We start from the raw sequence: 16,759 nt of genomic DNA on the forward strand, positions 1-16,759 counted from the left end.
AGGCCGCGCGGGTTCCGACGAATCCGGTTCGGCGCCCGCTGGCGCCGCGCCCGTCGTCCGCCGCTGGCGGAACCCCGGCCGTTCCGGCGGTGTCACTCGGGCATGATGGCAGGAGAGACGATCTCGCGACGTACCGTGCTGACCGCGCTCGCCGGCACCGGCGTCGCGGCGCTGATCGGCTGCGATCCGATCCGGCGGACCCGAACGGGTACCGCCGCCACGGTCCCCGACCCGCTGCTCGTCCAGGTCGACGGCGGCCTCGGCGTACTGCGCGGCGGCGAGCGGCTGACGATCCCGCGTGCGGTCGCCACCGCCGACGGGCGGGCGGTCTACGCGACCGCGCCCGACGGCGCGGGCACCGCGTTCTGGCGGGTCGACCTCGCCACCGGCCACGCCTCCACCCGGGTCACCCTGCCCGGGCGGTGGCTGCCGCAGGCGGTCTCCGCCGACGGTACGCAGGTGGCGCTCGCGTCGAACGCCGAAACCGCCACCGGCGGACGCCCGGACGGGCGGGACGTGACGCCGGTGTTGATCGCCGACGTCACCGGGGTCCGGCACCGGTTCGAGCTGCGGGGGAACTTCGTGCCGGAGGCGTTCACCGAGGACCTGGCCGGACTGTTCGTGCTCGAGTGGCTGCCGGCGCGGGCTCCGGACCGCTACCGGGTCCGGGTCGTCGATCTCGCCACGAGGGCGCCCGGCCCACTGTCCACCAGGGCCAAGACGCCTGTCCCGCCCGGTGCCGAGGAGGAGATGCGCGGCGACGGGCGGCAGGCCGTACTCGCGCCGAACCGCACCACCCTCTACACGCTCTACACCCATCAGCCCGATCACCGGCACACCCGTGACCTGGTCAGCGGGCGGCCGGGCAACGTGCACGCGTTCGTGCACACGCTGAACCTCGTCGAGCGCTGGGCCTACTGCGTGGACCTGCCGCACCCGTTCGGGGAGGCGTCCGCGAGCGGCCACGCCGTGGCGATCAGCCCGGACGGAAACCGGCTCCATGTCGTCGACGTGACCTCGGGCAGCGTCGCGGAGATCTCCACGGAGGAACTCACCGTACGCAGGACGGCCGTCCTGGCCCGGGGCACCGGCGCCGGCCACGCCACCGCCGGCCACGACCGCCTTTTCGTCGCAGCCGGCACGACGGTACGCGTGGTGGACGTCGAGGCCCTCCGCGACGTCGCCGGCTGGTCGGTCCGTGAACCCGTCACCGGCCTCGCGCTCAGCCCCGACGGCAACCGCCTCTACCTGGGCCAGACCGATGCGGTGAGCTGGCACGATCCGGCCACCGGCGCGGAGCTCGGCCGCGCGGAGGTGCCCGGCCTGGTGGTCGTGCACGGCCTCGCCGGACGCGCCTGACCCCGCACCCGCCGGGTGGTCCGCTCAGGCGACCCGGAGGACGAGCTTGCCGCGCACGTGGCCGCCCTGGCTGAGTTCCTGGGCCTCGGCGGCGTGGTCGAGGTCGAAGGTCCGCGCCACCGGCAGGTGGAAGGCATCCGCTTCGGAGAGCCGCGCCACCTCGTCGAGCGCCTGATACGACCGGCCCTCGGCGCCGCTGGTCATCCGTACCCCGTACCGCTGGGCGTCCGGGTCGGAGATGGTCAGCACCCGGTCGGGCGTGCCGGTGATCTCGACCAGGTCCGGCAGGGCACCCTTGCCGGCGGTGTCCAGGGCCTCGTCCACACCGTCGGGCGCGAGCTCCCGGACCCGGTCCACCAGTCCGGGGCCGTAGCTGGTCGGGACAACCCCGACACCGCGCAGGAAGTCGTGGTTGGCCGGGCTGGCGGTACCGAGCACCGTGGCGCCCCGCACCCGGGCGAGCTGCCCGGCGGTCAGGCCCACCCCGCCGGACGCGCCGTTGATCAGCAGGACGTGACCCTCGCGTACGCCGAGCAGGTCGAGGCAGCGCACGGCGGTCTCCGCGACGACCGGCAGTCCCGCGGCCTCCTCCCACGACATGGTCGGCGGCTTGGCGGCGAAGTGCTCCAGCACCGCGTACTCGGCGTAGCCGTCGCCGGTGGCGAAGCCGAAGACCTCGTCTCCCGCGCCGACCCCGGTGACACCCGCGCCGACCTCGTCGACCACCCCGGCCACGTCACTGCCCGGGATGGCCGGCAACGCGAGCGGCGCCACCTGGCGCATCGCGCCGCTGCGCAGCTTCCAGTCCATCGGGTTGACCCCGACGGCGCGCACCGCCACGCGGATCTGCCCCGGGCCGGCGTGCGGCTCGGGCACCTGGACGGGCCGGAGGACGTCCGGCCCGCCGTAGTCGGCGAACTGCACCGCCTTCACCTGTCACCTCCCCACGTCGGTCTCGGTCAGCCGGCGGACGTGCCCGCCATCTGCGCGAGGATGCCGGTGGCCTGTCCGAGTTCGATCAGGTAGCCGTCCGGGTCTCGCAGGTAGCAGCGGATCTCGACCCCGTGGTCCTTGGGCTCGGTCAGGAACTGCCCACCGCGGGAGCGCCACTGCTCGTAGACGGCCCGCACGTCGGTGACCCGGATGTTCAACGCGCTGCTGAGCGAGTCCGGGTCCGGCGGCGCCTGGGCTTGTACGGTCGGCTTGTCGTCGGTGGGGCCGCCCTCGTTGTTGATCACGAGGTAGCTGTTGTGCAGGCGGAGGATCGCCGGCTCGCGTTCGCGTATCACTGTCGCGCCCAGCACCTGCTGGTAGAACTCGCGGGACCGGTCCACGTCCCGCACGATCAGCAGGTGGGTGAGCACCATGCCATGCTCTGGCCGGAAATAGTCCGGTGCTTCCTGCGTCATCGGCACCTCCCCTGGTCGGCACCCCGGTTACCCGCGGCGGGACGGATGACACCGCTACGCGCCGGCGACGTGGGGCGCCCGCCGGGCGAGGAGCGAGACCGCGACGACCACCACCGCCAACGCGAGCACCTCGCCCAGCACCATCCAGGGGCCGGTCCTGATCTGCTCGTCCAGCCACAGCAACCCGACCGCGATGGACACCAACGGGTCGGTGACGGTGATGGTGGCCAGGGCTGGGGCGCCCATCGGGCCGGCCTGGTAGGCGTTCTGGCTCAGCAGCACGCCGAATGGTCCGAGCACGGCGATCGCGTACACCTGCCACTGGCCGAACACCGCGAACAGATTGGGTTCGGACTGCAGTCCGAGGCTGCTGATCAGCCCGGCTGTCACGCCGTAGCAGATGCCGGCGGCGATGGCCAACGGCAGCGGTCGCCATTTGCGGCCCAGCTTGAGGGCGCTCATCAGGCACAGGCCCACGGTGACCGCCACCGCGACGCCGAGCAGCGCGGCCGACCCGAACGATTCGAACCCCCTGCCCTGGCTGCGGGCCGGCTGCGCGATCAGTAGGAAGGCGCCGAGCCCGAGCAGGCACAACCCCGATTCCAGCAGGCTCCGCGCGTCCGGTCGCTGATGCTGGACCGCGCCGAACAACAGGACGTACCACACCAGGCCGGTCACCAGCAGCGGTTGCACCAGCAGCAGCGGCACCAGGCTCAACGCCGCGACCTGCAGGGCGAAGGCCGCCGCCGCGAGCAGTGTCGACCAGCGCCAGCCCCGGATCCGGATCAGGCGTACCAGCAGCCGCGGCCGCCCGGCCCGTTCCTCTGGTACCGCGCGGGAGGCGCAGAACTGCAGCACCGAGGCCGCGCCGAACGCCGCGGCGGCGCCGATGGCCAGCGGGCCGCCCACCGCCAGCTGTCCCACGTCGTTCACCATGCGCTCGATGCCCTCCCTTCTCGTACGCCACGACGGCCGGCCGAACGTTGGTCGGGACGGCCGGCCGCTCGGTCACGCCGCGGGCGATCCGGCCGCGGGTGGGCGTGACCGCGGCGGTCCCACCGGTCAGGGTGATGGTCGGTCCAGCCGGCGTGGGAGGGGAACGGTCCGCCACGGCACCCGCAGGAGCAGCCGCGCGATCAGCAGTCCGAGCAGGTATCCACCGATGCTGTCGGTGAACCAGTGGTAGCCCAGGTAGGTCGTGCCGATGAAGGTCAGCACGCCGGGCAGCCACTGCACCAGACGGCGAACCGCCACGGGCAGGTACGGCGCGAGCAGCATCGCCAGCACGGTGAAGTAGACGATCGCGTTGCTGACGTGCCCCGACGGGTAGAACTCCTCCGAGCCGTGGCTGAACAGTCGTACCGAGCCGTGGTGCGGTGCGCCTCGTGAGGTCCACCGCTTCAGCCCGACAATCAGCAGTGTACTGATGATCGGGGCCAGCCCGGTCGGGATGACGGGGCGCACCGTCCGGTGGCGCCAGGCCAGCCAGGCGGTCACCAGCAGGGTAACGACGATCAGCGCTCCGCCCTGCCCCAGATAGTCGAAGCCCTGCATCAGCACCTTCACCGGCGGGGGTCGGTGCCGGTCGCACCAGTCCCGTACGGCGAGGTCCACGTCGAGCAGCGGCGACCACCAGACCAGTGCCGCGGTGAGCGCGGCGAGGGCGGCGACCAGCAGGCCGTCGAGCCACCAGCCAGCCGGGACCGGCCGCAGCACGGGTACGCCCAGCGGACGGCGTCGCGCCCGCCCGGTTCGCGGTGTTCCCCCTGTCATGGCACCTCCCCGGCGTTGCCCGACGGGCGTCTGATCTTCGAAGATATCCCATATCTGGGCAAAGCAGCAGTTAAGCTGATGAACGCCTCCGAGGGGCGGCTCCGGACGCCCCTCCCGCGCCTTGCCTGGGAGAGCATCCGACATGTCAGCGACCATGCGCCCCGTGCCGCCCCTGGCCGTCGGAGAGTCGACCGCCACGGACCGCGCCGAGGCCCCGAGTTCGGGAGCGCCGGGCGGCGGCACCGAGCCGATCGCCCGGCGGGTGCTGGTCGTGTCGGCCAACATCGGCGGCGGGCACGACGCCACCGGGCGGGCCCTGGCCGAGCGGGTGGGTGTGTTGTGGCCGGGCAGCCGGGTGGGCTGGGTGGACACCCTCGAGGTGATGGGCCGGGGGGTCGGGCGCTCGTTCCGGCGCACCTACCGCACCAACGTCGCCGCGACGCCGTGGCTGTACGAATTCTTCTGGGCGTCGATCTGGCGGCACCGCTGGTTCGCGACCGCCTCCAAGTGGTTCACGGGGGCCTGGGCCGGTCGCGGGCTCGCCCCGGTCGTCGAGGGGTTCGACCCGGACCTGATCGTCTCCACCTACCCGCTGGGCAGCGCCGGACTCGCCTGGCTGCGGCGGCATCGTGGTCTCGGCGTACCGGTCGGGGCGTGGGTCTGCGACTTCGCGCCGCACCCGTCCTGGGTCTACGCCGATCTCGATCTGGACCTGGTGGTCCACCCGGCGGCGCTGCCGGTGGCGGCGGTCGCCGCGCCGGGGGTACGCCTGGGGGTGTGCGCGCCACCGGTGCTCGACCGGTTCCACCCGGGTGACCGGGTCGAGGCCGCCCAGCGCGCCGGCCTCGACCCGAGGCGGGCGGCGGTGGTGGTGGCCTGCGGCTCGTACGGCTTCGGGCACGTCGAGGAGGCCATCCAGGCGCTGGTCGGCATCGGCGACGCGGTGCAGGTGGTCGCCGTCTGCGGGCACAACGATCGGCTCGTCGCCCGGTTGGAGGCGCTGGGCGAGCCGGCCGACCGGCTGCTGGTGCGGCGTTGGGTCGACGACATGCCGACCCTGCTGCGGGCCGCCCGGCTGGTCGTGACCAACGCGGGCGGGGCCACCGCCCTGGAGGCATGGGCCACCGGCACCCCGATCGTGATGTACCGGCCCATCGCCGCGCACGGCGTCGCCAATGCGGCACTGATGGCCGCCGCCGGCCTGGCCGAGACGGCCAGCACGCCGGACGCCCTCGTCGCGGGTGTTCGCAGCCGGCTCGTCGGCCCGCGGGCCACCGACGCGATCGCGGCCGCAGCCCACCCGCACCTGCCGGACCTCGGGCTACCGGCGGTGGCCGACGCGCGGGGCCCGGCGGACGACGCCCACCCGCCGGCGGCCGGCCGGCCGGCCAGCTGGCCGGTCCGGTCCCAGGACGCGTTCTTCCTGCACGTGCAGTCGAAGACGGTGGCCCAGCAGATCGGCACCGTGCTGGAGCTCGGCCCCCGCAGCGACGGCCGGGCGCTCACCGCGGCGAATCTCATCGCGCTGCTGGAGCGGCGGGTACCCGTCATCGCCTCGCTGCGCCGCCGCCTGGTCGACCGGGGCCGGTGGCGCCGGCCCGGGTGGGTGGTCGACCGGTACGTCGATCCCGCCGCCCACCTCGACGAGGTCACGGTCGGCCCCGGCGACGACGGTGCCGCCGCCCTGGACCGGTTCTGGTCCCAACCGCTGGCCGGTGACCGGCCGCTGTGGCGGATGCTGCTGATCAGCGGCCTTCCGGACGGGCGTACCCGGGTGGCGGTGAAACTGCACCACTGCCTCGCGGACGGGGTGTCCGCGATCGGCCTCATCAGCCGGCTGCTCGACCGCCCCGACGGCGCGGCGCGGCCGGCACCGGGCCCGGTCGAGCCCGCGGCGATCACCCCACCCGAGCGGGGCGAAGCGGTCCGCCGGCTCGGCCTCGCCGCGCGCGGCCTGGCCCGGTTGGCCACCCAGGGACCGGCGCCGACCACCGGATTCAACCGTCCGGCCCGTTCGCCGGCCCGCCGGCTGGTCACCGCGACCCTGCCGGCCGCCGAGGTGCTGCGCGCGGCGCGCGCCTGCCGGGCGCACGCCAGTGACCTGATGCTCGCGCTCACCGCCGCGGCGCTGGGCGTCGTCCAGCCGGCCGGCACGCCGCCGCGGCTGCGGGCGATGTTCGCGGTCTCCAACAACCCACGGCATCGGGCTCCCACCCAGGGCAACTGGACCGGGGCGGTCACTCTCGACCTGCCGCTGGGGCGCCTCCCGGCACGGGCCCGGGTCGCCGCCGTACGGCAGTCGCTGCGCACCGCGCTGGGCAGCGGGGAGGCCGAAGCGGCCGGCCTGGTCATGCGGGCGATGGGCGTCCTTCCCGCGCCGCTGCACGCCGCATTCGCCCGGCGCGTCTACACCAGCCGGCATCAGAACGTCATCGTGTCCTACATGGCGCTGCCGTGGGACACCCGGGTGCTCGCCGGCGCCCCGCTGCTGACCCCCACCCCGGTCGTGGCCCTGGCCGAGGGCGTACCCCTGGGCATCGGGGTGCTGCGGTGCCGGAGGACCTTCGAGATCGGCGCGCTGATGGACGAGTCGCTGGCCGACCGCGCCGAGGCGTTCGTCACCGCCCTGCACACCAGCCTGGCCGAACTGCTCCACGAGGTCGACGCCGGCGCGGGCACTGTCGACACGCCCGGCAGCGGGGCCGACCGGGTGGCGGCCGGCGAACCAGCCGGACAACGGACGGAGCCGGCTCCGCCGGGGGTGCCGCGGTGCGCCTGAGCGGCGCGGTGGTGCTGGTCACCGGCGCCTCCTCCGGCATCGGGGCGGCGGTGGCGCGGCGATTCACCCGGGCGGGCAGCCGGGTGCTGGCCGCCGGCCGGGATCCGGAACGACTCGGCCGGCTCGCCGCCGAGACCGGCGCCGCCGCGCTGCCGTCCGACCTGGCCCGACCCGGCGCCGGGCGGGACCTGGCCGAGCGGGTCCTCGCCCGGCACCCCCGGGTGGACGTGCTGGTCAACAACGCCGGCGTCGGCTGGGCCGGCGCGTTCGCCGAGATGCCGGACGCGGCCGCCGACGAGCTGATCGCGGTGAACCTGCGCGCGCCCATCGAGCTGACCCGGGCCCTGCTGCCCGGGATGCGCCGCCACGGCGGCCACCTGGCCTTCGTGGGCTCGATCGCCGGCCGGCTCGGCGTGGCCGAGGAGGCCGTCTACGCGGCCAGCAAGGCCGGTCTGGACATCTTCGCGCAGAGCCTCCGGCCGGAACTGGCCCGCCACCGGATCACCGTGAGCGTGGTCGTACCCGGGGTCGTGGACACGCCGTTCTTCGCCCGCCGGGGGCAGGAGTACCGCCGCCGCCGGCCCCGGCCGCTGCCGCCGGAGCGGGTGGCCGACGCGCTGGCCGACGCGATCGTCCGGGACCGGGCCGAGGTCTACGTGCCGGGCTGGCTGCGCCTGCCGGTGGCGGTACGCGGGCTGCAACCGGCGGTGTACCGGCGGCTGGCGGCCCGCTTCGGCTGACCGCCGCCGCCCGGGCGTCACGTCGACCGGACGGCCAGGCTCGCTCAGTTTCGCATGGCGCGCAGCGACTGTCGCAGCGAGGACATGGTGGCCAGCACGGCGGTCGGCTCGTACCCGCAGTGCGCCATGCAGTTCGCGCACCGCGCGTCGCGCCCCCGGCCGTAGCTGTCCCAGTCGGTCGAGTCCAGCAGGTCGCGGTAGCTGGCGGCGTACCCGTCGGCCATCAGGTAGCAGGGCCGCTGCCAGCCCAGCAGCGAGTACGACGGGATCGCCCACGCCGTGCAGGGGAAGTCCACCTTTCCCTCGAGGAAGTCCAGGAAAAGCGGCGAGTGGTTGAGCCGCCAGCGGCGGCGCCGGCCCCCGCCGAACGCCTTGCGGAACAGCTCGCGGGTCTCCGTGACGCCCAGGAAGTGCTCCTGGTCCGGCGCCCGCTCGTAGGCGTACGCCGGGGAGAGCATCATCTCGTCCACCTGCAGGTCGTCGTTGAGGTAGTCGAGCACCTCGATGACGGTCTGCGGGGTGTCGGTGTTGAAGAAGGTGGTGTTGGTGGTGACCCGGAAGCCGCGCTGCTTGGCCTCCCGCACGGCGGCCACCGCGGCGTCGAACACGCCGTCCTTGCACACCGCCGCGTCGTGTCGCTCCCGCAGCCCGTCGATGTGCACGGTGAACGCGAAGTACGGCGACGGCCGGAACTTGTCGATGTGCTTCGGGAGCAGGACCGCGTTGGTGCACAGGAAGACGAACTTCTTGCGCCGCACCAGTTCGGCGACGATGGTGTGGATCTCCGGGTGCATGAGTGGCTCACCGCCGGCGATGGAGATCATCGGCGCGCCGCACTCCTCCACGGCGGCCAGGGCCTGTTCCACCGGCATCCGGCGCTTCAGCAGGTTCGCCGGCTGTTGGATCTTGCCGCAGCCCGCGCACTTCAGGTTGCAGGCGAACAACGGCTCCAGCTCCAGCAACAGCGGGAACTGTTTACGGCCGCGCACCTTCTGTTCCATCAGGTAGCTGGCGATCCGCAGGCTCTGGCGCAACGGCATGCTCACGGCTGACGTACCTCCTTCGGCAGGGTGAAAGCGACGTCCTCGACGGTCGTGGTGTGCTCGCTCACCTCCCTCGCCCCCAGTCCGGTGAGCGCGGCGACGACCTCGTCGACCAGCGCGGGCGGCGCCGAGGCGCCGGCGGAGACCCCGACGGTCGCGGCGCCAGCCAGCCATCGCAGGTCCACCCGGCTCACGTCCTCGACCAGGTACGCCCGCGCGCCGGCCCGCTCGGCCACCTCCACCAGCCGTCGCGAGTTCGAGGAGTTGTCCGAGCCGACGACCAGGACGACGTCGGCCTGGGCGGCGACCTCGGTGACCGCCTGCTGGCGGTTGGTGGTGGCGTAGCAGATGTCGTCGGAGCCGGGGCCGCTCAGCGCCGGAAACCGGCGGCGCAGGGCGTCGGCGACCCCGGCCGCCTCGTCGGTCGCGAGGGTGGTCTGCACCAGGTAGGACACCTGGTCCGGGTCGTCCACCTGCACCGTCTCGGCCGCGGCCGGGTCGGGCACCAGGCGGATCCGCCCCGGCGCCTCGCCGAGCGTGCCGTCGACCTCCTCGTGGCCGGCATGCCCGATCAGCAGCACGGTGTCGCCCCGGCCTGCGAAACGGCGCGCCTCGGCGTGCACCTTCGCGACCAGCGGGCACGTCGCGTCGATCACCGGCAACCGCCGCTCGGCGGCCGCCCGGCGTACCGCGGGTGCCACCCCGTGCGCGGAGAAGACCGTCAAGCCGCCCTCCGGCACCTCGTCGAGTTCGTCCACGAAGACCGCCCCGCGAGCCCGCAGGTCGGCGACGACCCGGGCGTTGTGCACGATCTGCTTGCGGACGTACACCGGCGGGCCGTGCTGGCGCAGTGCCTGCTCCACCACCGCGATGGCGCGCTCCACCCCGGCGCAGAAGGAACGGGGCGAGGCCAGCACGGCCTGGCGCAGGCTGCTCGCCGCCGCCCACTCGGCCAGTGCCGACGCCACTTCGGGCAGCACGGCCAGCGCGGTACGCACCCGACGGAGGGTGGCCGGCCGGTACAGCGGCCCGCCTGCGGGGTCGGCGACCACCCGGACGCAGGCCGCGGGCCGCTCGCCGCGGCCGGCCAGCAGCCACGCCGACTCGCAGTCGGCGACCAGCGCGCCGGTCTCGGCCAGCCGGGCCCGGGCCGCGCCGTCGACCAGCCGGTCGGTGCTGACCACGGGCCCGACGTGCACCCGCAACCCGCGACGGCGCAGCGCGGCGGCGAGCAGGGGGGCGTCCGGCAGGAGCACCACGCGCGCCGGGCCGGCGTGCGCCACCGGGTCCACGCGCACCTCGCTGGCCACCACGACGTCGCCCGGCGACAGTCCGGCGGCGAGCCCTCCCCCGATCCCGGCGACGGCGACCGGAGCGCTCCCGACCGGGCGGCGGGCGGCGGTCGACCGGGCCCGCCGCGGCCCGACACCGGTACGGCGCAGCGTCGGTCGTCCGGGCGAGCCGTGCCGGGCCAGCCCGCGCCGCAGCGCCGACGCCTCCATACGCATCGGCGCGTACAGCGTCCAGGGCGGTCCGTCCACGGGTGTGGTCACGGCAGTGCCTCGGCGTCGAGGCCGGTGGCGCGCGCGTCCAGGATCCGGCCGAGGGCGCTGATCGGGAAGACCAGCCGGTACAGGCCATAGTTGATGTAGAAGTCGCCGGGGAAGCCGGTTCCGGTGTACTGCGGCTCGTCCCAACCGCCGTCCGGGCGCTGGGTGTCGACCAGCCAGCGCACCCCGCGGGTGGCGGCCTCCCCCGACCCGTGTCCGGCGGCGTGCAGCGCCAGCAGCGCCCACGCGGTCTGCGACGCGGTGGACTCGCCGCACCCGATCCAGGCCGGGTCCCGGTACGAGCGCAGGTCCTCGCCCCACCCGCCGTCGGGATTCTGGTGCGAGAGCAGCCAGTCGACGGCCCGGCGGATCGCCGGGTGCCCGGGCCGCAGGCCGGCGGCCACGAGGGCCGGCACCACCGCGCCGGTGCCGTAGACGTGGTTGGCTCCCCAGCGGCCGAACCAGGACCCGTCCGGCTCCTGCGCCCGCAGCAGCCAGGCCACCCCGCGCCGTACCGGCACCGTGTCGGCGAAGTTCTCCGCCGCCAGCGCCTCGACGATGTGCGCGGTCACGTCGGCGCTGGGCGGGTCGATGACCGCGCCGAAGTCGCAGAACGGAAGGTCGCCGAGCACCTCGCGGGTGTTGTCGGCGTCGAAAGCGGCCCAGCCGCCGTCGCGGCACTGCATGCCGAGCAGCCACCGGGTGGCCCGCAGCACGGCCGCGTCGGCGGGCCGGCCGGTACGCCGCAACGCCATGATCACCTCGGCGGTGTCGTCGGTGTCGGCGTACCCGTCGTTCTCGAATTCGAAGGCCCAGCCACCGGTCGGGGTGTGCGGCCGGCGCACCGCCCAGTCGCCGCGGACCCGGATCTCCTCGCTGAGCAGCCAGGTGCCGGCCCGGTTCAGGGCGGGGTGCCCGGCCGGCAGCCCGGCGTCGGAGAGCGCGGTGACGGCGAGCGCGGTGTCCCAGACCGGTGACTGGCAGGCTTCCAGCCAGCGCATCGGGCCGTCCGGGCCCGGCTGGCGCACCGTGAACCGGTCCAGTCCGGCCAGCCCGCTGCGGAGCACCGGGTGCTCCAGCGGGTAGCCGAGCAGGTGCAGCGCCATCAACGAGTACACCCAGGGCGGCTGGATGCCGCCCCACGATCCGTCGGCCTCCTGTCGCGCCACGATCCACTCGGCGGCTCGGCGCAGCGCGTTGCGGCGCAACGGGCCACGGGCGATCCGCTCGTAGCCGGCGGCGAGCCGGTCGAGGCGGTGCAGCACGCCCGGCCGGGAGAGCAGCCGGGGTGGGCGCGGCGGCGTGGCCGCGACGTGCAGTTCGTCGACGGTGAAGCCGAGGTTCCGCACCGGGCGCAGCGCGCGGACGATGGACAGCGGGACGATGGTCTGCCGGGCCCAGCAGGCGAAGTCGTAGATGTTGAACGGCATCCAGGGCGGCAGCAGCACCAGCTCGGGCGGCACGGCGGGCAGCCGGGACCAGGGCCAGTGGCCGAACAGGGCCAGCCAGAAGCGGGTGAAGACGCGGCTGGCGGCCAGCCCGCCACGCTCCCGGACGAACGCGGCGGCCGTCGCCATGTGCGGCGCCGCGGGCGGGTCACCGGCCAGCCGCAGCGCCAGGTACGCCTCGATCGTGGTGGACAGGTCTCCCGGGCCGCCGTGGAACAGGGCCCAGGAGCCGTCCGGCCGCTGCTGCGAACGGATCCACCGGGCGGACTCGGCGGTCTGCTCGGCGGTACGGATGCCCAGGAACTGCCGCAGCAGGAGGTCTTCGGCGTCCATGGTGACGTTGGTGGCCAGGTCGCCCTTCCACCAGCCGGCCTCGTCCTGCAGCCCGAGCAGGTGGTCGCGGGCGCGGCGCAGGGCCTCCCGGGCGGCGTCGGACGGCGCTTCGCCCGCCGGCGGGGCAGCGACGACGGACCCGGTGGGCTTCGGCGAGAGCAGTTCGGTCATCAGTGATCCCGTCCGGTGATGAAGGTGGTGATGTCGGCAAGCTCGCGGCGGACGTGTTCGGGTAGGTCCAGGGCGGCCAGTTCCGCCCGGGCCCGCTCGGTCTCCCGCGCCGCCTGCTGCCGCGTCCACTCGTGCGCCCCGGTCGCCTCGATCAGGGCGGTCGCGCGGGCCACGTCGTCGTCGGCCAGCGGCGCGGGCGACCGGTACAGCTCGGCCAGGGTCCGGCCGGCCCGGCCGCCGTCGGTCACCGCCCGGACCACCGGGATGGTGCGCTTGCGGGCGCGCAGGTCGGAGCCGACCGGCTTGCCGGTGCGCCGGGGGTCACCCCAGATGCCGAGCAGGTCGTCGACGAGCTGGAAGGCGAGCCCGAGGTGCAGGCCGAACCGGGACAGCCCGTCGACCAGCGTGGCGGGGCCACCGCAGAGCAACGCACCGAGCGTGCACGAGCCGGACAGCAGGGCGGCGGTCTTGTCACCGGCCATGGCCAGGCACTCGTCGAGGGTGACGTCGTCGCGGTGTTCGAACGCCAGGTCGGCGGCTTGTCCACGGATCAGGGCGCGCACGTCCAGGCCGAGCCGTCGCACCGCCGGACCGCCGCCGGGGACCTCCGCGAGGGCCTCGTACGCCAACCCGATCAGGGCGTCCCCGGCGAGGATGGCCGAGCTGACCCCGAACACGGTCCAGGCGGTGGGCCGGTGGCGGCGTTCGGTGTCGCCGTCCATCACGTCGTCGTGCAACAGGGAAAAGTTGTGCGTCAACTCGACCGCGGCGGCGGCCGGTACGCCGGCCTCGGGTTCCGCCCCGGTCGCCTGGGCCGACAGCAGGGCAAGCGCCGGACGCAGTCCCTTGCCCTGGCAGACAGCGGGTGACCCGTCGGCGTTCCAGTAGCCCATCTGGTAGCCGGCGACCAGCCGGTTGCCCGGGTCCAGCCGGTCCAGCAACATCCGGATGGCCGGTTCCACGTGCGTGTGGATCTGGCTGGTGCTGTGGCTGTGCGCGATGGTCATCGTGCGGCCTCCGTATGGTGTCGGGGCCGGGACGCGAGCTGGCGGGCGACGACGTCCGCGGCCTCCTGGCCGCTGCGCACCGCGCCCTCCATCGTGTCCGGCCAGCCCGTGTCGGTCCATGCGCCGGCCAGCACCAGCCCGGGTAGGCGGGTCGTCGTGGCCGGCCGGTACGCCCGGGTGCCGGGTGCCTGCCGGAAGGTGGCCCGCGGCTCCCGGGTGACGAACGCGTCGCGTACCGGGGTGTGCCGCGCGGCGGGAAACAGCGCGGCGAGCGCCGCGCGTTGGGCGGCCACCAGTTCGGCGGCGGGCCGGTCGATCTCGGTGTCGGCGGCCGACAGGGACACCACCACCTGCTGTGCGCCGTCCGGCAGGGGCCGGGTGAAGATCCACTGTGCCGGGGACTCCACCGCGGCTGCCATGGTCAGCTCGGTGACGCGGTGCGCGTAGCGCAGGTGCACGTTGACGATCGGTGCCGCGCCGAGCCGGTGCCAGTCGCCGGCGCCCGGCGCGGCGACCGGCGGGACCAGCGAGGCCGCGACCTGGTGCGGCACGGCCAGGACGACGGCGTCCGTGGCGATCTCGCCGTCGCTCAGGCCGACGCGGAAGCCAGGGGACTCCGGGTGGATCCACCGGACCCGGGACCGGGTGCGCACCCGGGCGCCGAGCTCGTTCAGCAGCCGCCGGGCCGGGACGGCGTGCAGGTCGGTCAGCGGGACCAGCGGGCGGCCGATGTCGCCGGCGTCGGCAGCGTTGAGCAGTCCGGTACGGAACACGCGGGCGGCCAGCGCCAACGACGCGTGGGCGCTGGGCAGGTTCAGCGCGGCCACGGTGATCAGATCCCAGAGTCGACGCACGGCCCGGTCGCTCTGGCCGTGGGCGGCGAGCCAGTCGCCGAAGCTGCGCGCGTCGGTCTCCGGCAGGTCGGGGTCGACGTGCCGGAGCGCGGCGGCGGCCCGCACGGCGGCGAGCCGCTCCGCGGGGGTGAGCAGCCGGTAGCCGGCCAGTCCGGGCAGCAGGTGCGCCGGCGCCGGCAGCCGGCGGCGGGCCAGCAGGTGCGGTGCCCGTCCGGGAAGCAGCACCGGCACCGCGAAGCGTGGTTGCACGTCGGCGTCGTCGGTGACGCCGAGCCGGTCGAGCAGCCCCTGGTAGGCCTGGTAGCACCGGAGAAAGACGTGCTGGCCGGTGTCCACGGTCAGCCCGTCGCGGCGGAAGGAGTAGGTCGCTCCCCCGAGTTCGGGCCGGCTCTCCAACAGCGTCACGCGCAGCCCCTGGTCGGCGAGCCGGACCGCCGCGGCGATGCCGGCCAGGCCGCCCCCGATCACGCACACGCTGCCGGCGCCGCCCGGCACCCGCGAGGTGGTCATGCGGAACGTCCGACGAGCGCGCGCGCGGCCACCCACGCCTTCTCCCGGCCGGGCAGCGACACCCGGCTGCGGGTGACCGCCAGCGGGTCAGCCGCGATCCGGGCGAGCAGCCGGCGGTAGATGCCGGCCATCGCGGCGGTGCAGGCCGCGCTGCGCCGGTCGAGCAGGGGCAGCAGCCGCAGCCCGGTGTCGTACCACTGGGCGGCCCGGCGCGCCTGGAAGCGGACGAGTTCGGTCAGCCGCTCGGGCGGGTCGGCGAACCGGGCGCCGTCCAGCCGCAGGGTGCAGCCGAACCGGTCCAGGTCCTCGGCCGGCAGGTAGATCCGCCCGTTCACCCGGTCCTCGACCAGGTCACGCAGGATGTTGGTCAGTTGCAGCGCCACGCCCAGGGCATCGGCCAGCGGCCCGGCCCGGCCCGGGTCGGTGGCGCCGAACACCCCGAGGGACAACCGGCCGATCGAGCCGGCCACACAGCGGCAGTACCAGTGCAGGTCGTCGAAGGTGTCGCAGGTGCGGCCGGTCACGTCGGCGGCACAGCCGTCGATGAGCTCGTCGAAGGCCGCCAGTGGGATGGGCATCCGGACCGCGGCGTCGGCGAGCGCGGTGAGCACCGGGTCGCCGCTGTCGTCGCCGGGCAGCAGGTGCAGCGCCTCCCGGGTCCGGGCCAGTTGGTCCAGCTTCTCCTCCGGCGGCAGGGTGCCGTCGCCGATGTCGTCGATGCGCCGGGCCGTGGCGTAGATGGCCGACAGGGCGCGGCGCTTCACCAGTGGCAGCAGCCGGATCCCGTACGCGAAGTTGGCCGCCTGGCTGCGGGTGATCTGCTCGCAACGCCGGTAGGCCGTGTCGACGTCGAAGACCGCGGTCATCCGGCGCTCCTCAGGGTGGCGGCCGACCAGCGGTGCAGGACGCGCCGCCCCCGGGGGCGGACGGTGGCCGGGAGCGGGTCGTGGCCGGCCGCCGCCAGCGCGTCGAGGGTCGCCCGGCCGCCGGCCAGGTAGCCGCTCACCGCGAGCCGGGCCCAGCCGTGCAGGGCCGCCACGAGCGGAGCGCCGGCGTCGAGCCACGCTCGCGCCCGCTCCGCCTCGAACTCGATCAGGTCGCGGAGCTGGCGGTTGGCGGTGGGTCGGGCGAGGTCGGCCTCGGTGACGTCGAACCGGTCCATGTCCTCCGCCGGCAGGTAGATCCGGCCGCGCTGGTGGTCCTCGGCCACGTCCTGCAGGTGTTCCACGAGCTGCAACGCCGTGCAGACCCGGTCGGACAGCGCGATCCTGTCCCATCCCACCTGCCCGAAGACGTGCAGGACCAGTTCGCCGACCGGGTTGGCCGACAGGGTGCAGTACTCGACCAGTTCGTCGAAGGTCGCGTACCGGCTCACCCGTTGGTCGACCCGGTTCGCCTCGATCAGCCGGACCAGCGCGTCGAGGGGCAGCCCGCACTCGGCCACCGTGGGGGCGAGGGCGCGCACCACCGGATGGGTCACCTCACGGTCGGCGTAGAGGGACCGCAGCTCGGCCTCGATCTCGTCGAGGGCGCCGATCCGGTCGGTCAGGCCTGGCAGGGGCTCGTCCCCGAGATCGTCGATCTGGCGGGCGTACGCGTAGACCGCGAGCAGATGCCGTCGGTACCGGCCGGGCAGGACCCGCAACGCGACCGGAAAGTTCTCCCGCGACCGGGCCTGCTCGACCCGGCGAACCGCCGCGACGGCCGTGCGTTGGCTCATCAGCTTTCCTTCCTGGCCGGGCACGGGGCCGACGGTGTCTGCTCGTCCGGGCAGCGCCCGGTG

14 protein-coding genes are annotated in these 16,759 nt (G+C 74.7%); 3 read left to right on the plus strand and 11 right to left on the minus strand.

What is annotated here, in order from left to right; all coding sequences use genetic code 11:
- Positions 1-102 precede the first annotated feature (102 nt).
- Positions 103-1,359, plus strand: coding sequence for a YncE family protein (locus ACIRG9_RS05140; protein WP_402850442.1), 1,257 nt, complete (start codon positions 103-105; stop codon positions 1,357-1,359).
- A 24-nt stretch (positions 1,360-1,383) separates the two neighbouring features.
- On the opposite strand, the gene ACIRG9_RS05145 is transcribed toward ACIRG9_RS05140, so the two are convergent.
- From ACIRG9_RS05145 to ACIRG9_RS05160, 4 genes are all read right to left on the minus strand, one after another.
- Positions 1,384-2,292 carry an NADP-dependent oxidoreductase gene (locus ACIRG9_RS05145; protein WP_402850445.1) on the minus strand — a complete coding sequence of 303 codons (909 nt, stop codon included), beginning with the start codon at positions 2,290-2,292 and terminating at the stop codon, positions 1,384-1,386.
- A gap of 26 nt (positions 2,293-2,318) precedes the next feature.
- Positions 2,319-2,768, minus strand: coding sequence for a VOC family protein (locus tag ACIRG9_RS05150; RefSeq protein WP_402850448.1), 450 nt, complete (start codon positions 2,766-2,768; stop codon positions 2,319-2,321).
- A 54-nt stretch (positions 2,769-2,822) separates the two neighbouring features.
- Entirely contained in the window at positions 2,823-3,704 is an 882-nt protein-coding gene (locus tag ACIRG9_RS05155) for a DMT family transporter (protein WP_402850451.1), read from the minus strand.
- A gap of 126 nt (positions 3,705-3,830) precedes the next feature.
- The gene (locus ACIRG9_RS05160) at positions 3,831-4,541 is read right to left on the minus strand and encodes a phosphatase PAP2 family protein (protein WP_402850454.1); all 711 of its coding nucleotides are present in this window, start codon (positions 4,539-4,541) and stop codon (positions 3,831-3,833) included.
- Between the two features lie 142 nt (positions 4,542-4,683).
- Here ACIRG9_RS05160 and ACIRG9_RS05165 point away from each other — a divergent pair, with 142 nt between their 5' ends.
- Positions 4,684-7,320, plus strand: a complete 2,637-nt coding sequence (locus ACIRG9_RS05165) for a wax ester/triacylglycerol synthase domain-containing protein (RefSeq protein WP_402850457.1) — start codon at positions 4,684-4,686, stop codon at positions 7,318-7,320.
- A complete protein-coding gene (locus tag ACIRG9_RS05170) occupies positions 7,311-8,060 on the plus strand; it encodes an SDR family NAD(P)-dependent oxidoreductase (protein ID WP_402850460.1) in 750 nt (249 codons plus the stop codon). The genes ACIRG9_RS05165 and ACIRG9_RS05170 overlap by 10 nt, the downstream gene beginning before the upstream one ends.
- Before the next feature lie 44 nt (positions 8,061-8,104).
- Here the strand turns inward: ACIRG9_RS05170 and hpnH are convergent, their stop codons facing one another.
- The 7 genes from hpnH to hpnC are packed head-to-tail and all read right to left on the minus strand — an operon-like array spanning position 8,105 to position 16,696.
- A complete protein-coding gene (gene hpnH, locus ACIRG9_RS05175; RefSeq protein ID WP_402851850.1) occupies positions 8,105-9,100 on the minus strand; it encodes an adenosyl-hopene transferase HpnH in 996 nt (331 codons plus the stop codon).
- A 2-nt stretch (positions 9,101-9,102) separates the two neighbouring features.
- Positions 9,103-10,656, minus strand: coding sequence for a 4-hydroxy-3-methylbut-2-enyl diphosphate reductase (gene ispH / locus ACIRG9_RS05180; protein ID WP_402850463.1), 1,554 nt, complete (start codon positions 10,654-10,656; stop codon positions 9,103-9,105).
- The gene (shc, locus tag ACIRG9_RS05185; RefSeq protein WP_402850465.1) at positions 10,653-12,605 is read right to left on the minus strand and encodes a squalene--hopene cyclase; all 1,953 of its coding nucleotides are present in this window, start codon (positions 12,603-12,605) and stop codon (positions 10,653-10,655) included. Before shc ends, ispH begins: the two co-directional genes overlap by 4 nt.
- A complete protein-coding gene (locus ACIRG9_RS05190; protein ID WP_402850468.1) occupies positions 12,605-13,612 on the minus strand; it encodes a polyprenyl synthetase family protein in 1,008 nt (335 codons plus the stop codon). Before ACIRG9_RS05190 ends, shc begins: the two co-directional genes overlap by 1 nt.
- Positions 13,609-14,976: a hydroxysqualene dehydroxylase HpnE gene (gene hpnE, locus ACIRG9_RS05195; RefSeq protein ID WP_402850471.1), complete on the minus strand. Its 1,368-nt coding sequence runs from the start codon at positions 14,974-14,976 to the stop codon at positions 13,609-13,611. The genes ACIRG9_RS05190 and hpnE overlap by 4 nt, the downstream gene beginning before the upstream one ends.
- Entirely contained in the window at positions 14,973-15,842 is an 870-nt protein-coding gene (hpnD, locus tag ACIRG9_RS05200; protein ID WP_402850474.1) for a presqualene diphosphate synthase HpnD, read from the minus strand. Before hpnD ends, hpnE begins: the two co-directional genes overlap by 4 nt.
- Complete coding sequence (hpnC, locus tag ACIRG9_RS05205) at positions 15,839-16,696, minus strand: squalene synthase HpnC (protein WP_402850477.1); 858 nt, start codon at positions 16,694-16,696, stop codon at positions 15,839-15,841. The genes hpnD and hpnC overlap by 4 nt, the downstream gene beginning before the upstream one ends.
- Positions 16,697-16,759: the final 63 nt, after the last annotated feature.

The organism is Micromonospora sp. NPDC093277 (assembly GCF_044765245.1).
Classification (GTDB): domain Bacteria; phylum Actinomycetota; class Actinomycetes; order Mycobacteriales; family Micromonosporaceae; genus Micromonospora.

Excerpts from the sequence above, each read along its gene's own strand:
- ACIRG9_RS05140 (WP_402850442.1), top strand. The coding sequence starts at position 103 with ATGATGGCAGGAGAGACGATCTCGCGACGTACCGTGCTGACCGCGCTC.
- ACIRG9_RS05150 (WP_402850448.1), bottom strand. The coding sequence starts at position 2,768 with ATGACGCAGGAAGCACCGGACTATTTCCGGCCAGAGCATGGCATGGTG.
- ACIRG9_RS05155 (WP_402850451.1), bottom strand. The coding sequence starts at position 3,704 with ATGGTGAACGACGTGGGACAGCTGGCGGTGGGCGGCCCGCTGGCCATC.
- ACIRG9_RS05160 (WP_402850454.1), bottom strand. The coding sequence starts at position 4,541 with ATGACAGGGGGAACACCGCGAACCGGGCGGGCGCGACGCCGTCCGCTG.
- ACIRG9_RS05165 (WP_402850457.1), top strand. The coding sequence starts at position 4,684 with ATGTCAGCGACCATGCGCCCCGTGCCGCCCCTGGCCGTCGGAGAGTCG.
- hpnH (WP_402851850.1), bottom strand. The coding sequence starts at position 9,100 with ATGCCGTTGCGCCAGAGCCTGCGGATCGCCAGCTACCTGATGGAACAG.
- shc (WP_402850465.1), bottom strand. The coding sequence starts at position 12,605 with ATGACCGAACTGCTCTCGCCGAAGCCCACCGGGTCCGTCGTCGCTGCC.
- ACIRG9_RS05190 (WP_402850468.1), bottom strand. The coding sequence starts at position 13,612 with ATGACCATCGCGCACAGCCACAGCACCAGCCAGATCCACACGCACGTG.
- hpnE (WP_402850471.1), bottom strand. The coding sequence starts at position 14,976 with ATGACCACCTCGCGGGTGCCGGGCGGCGCCGGCAGCGTGTGCGTGATC.
- hpnD (WP_402850474.1), bottom strand. The coding sequence starts at position 15,842 with ATGACCGCGGTCTTCGACGTCGACACGGCCTACCGGCGTTGCGAGCAG.
- hpnC (WP_402850477.1), bottom strand. The coding sequence starts at position 16,696 with ATGAGCCAACGCACGGCCGTCGCGGCGGTTCGCCGGGTCGAGCAGGCC.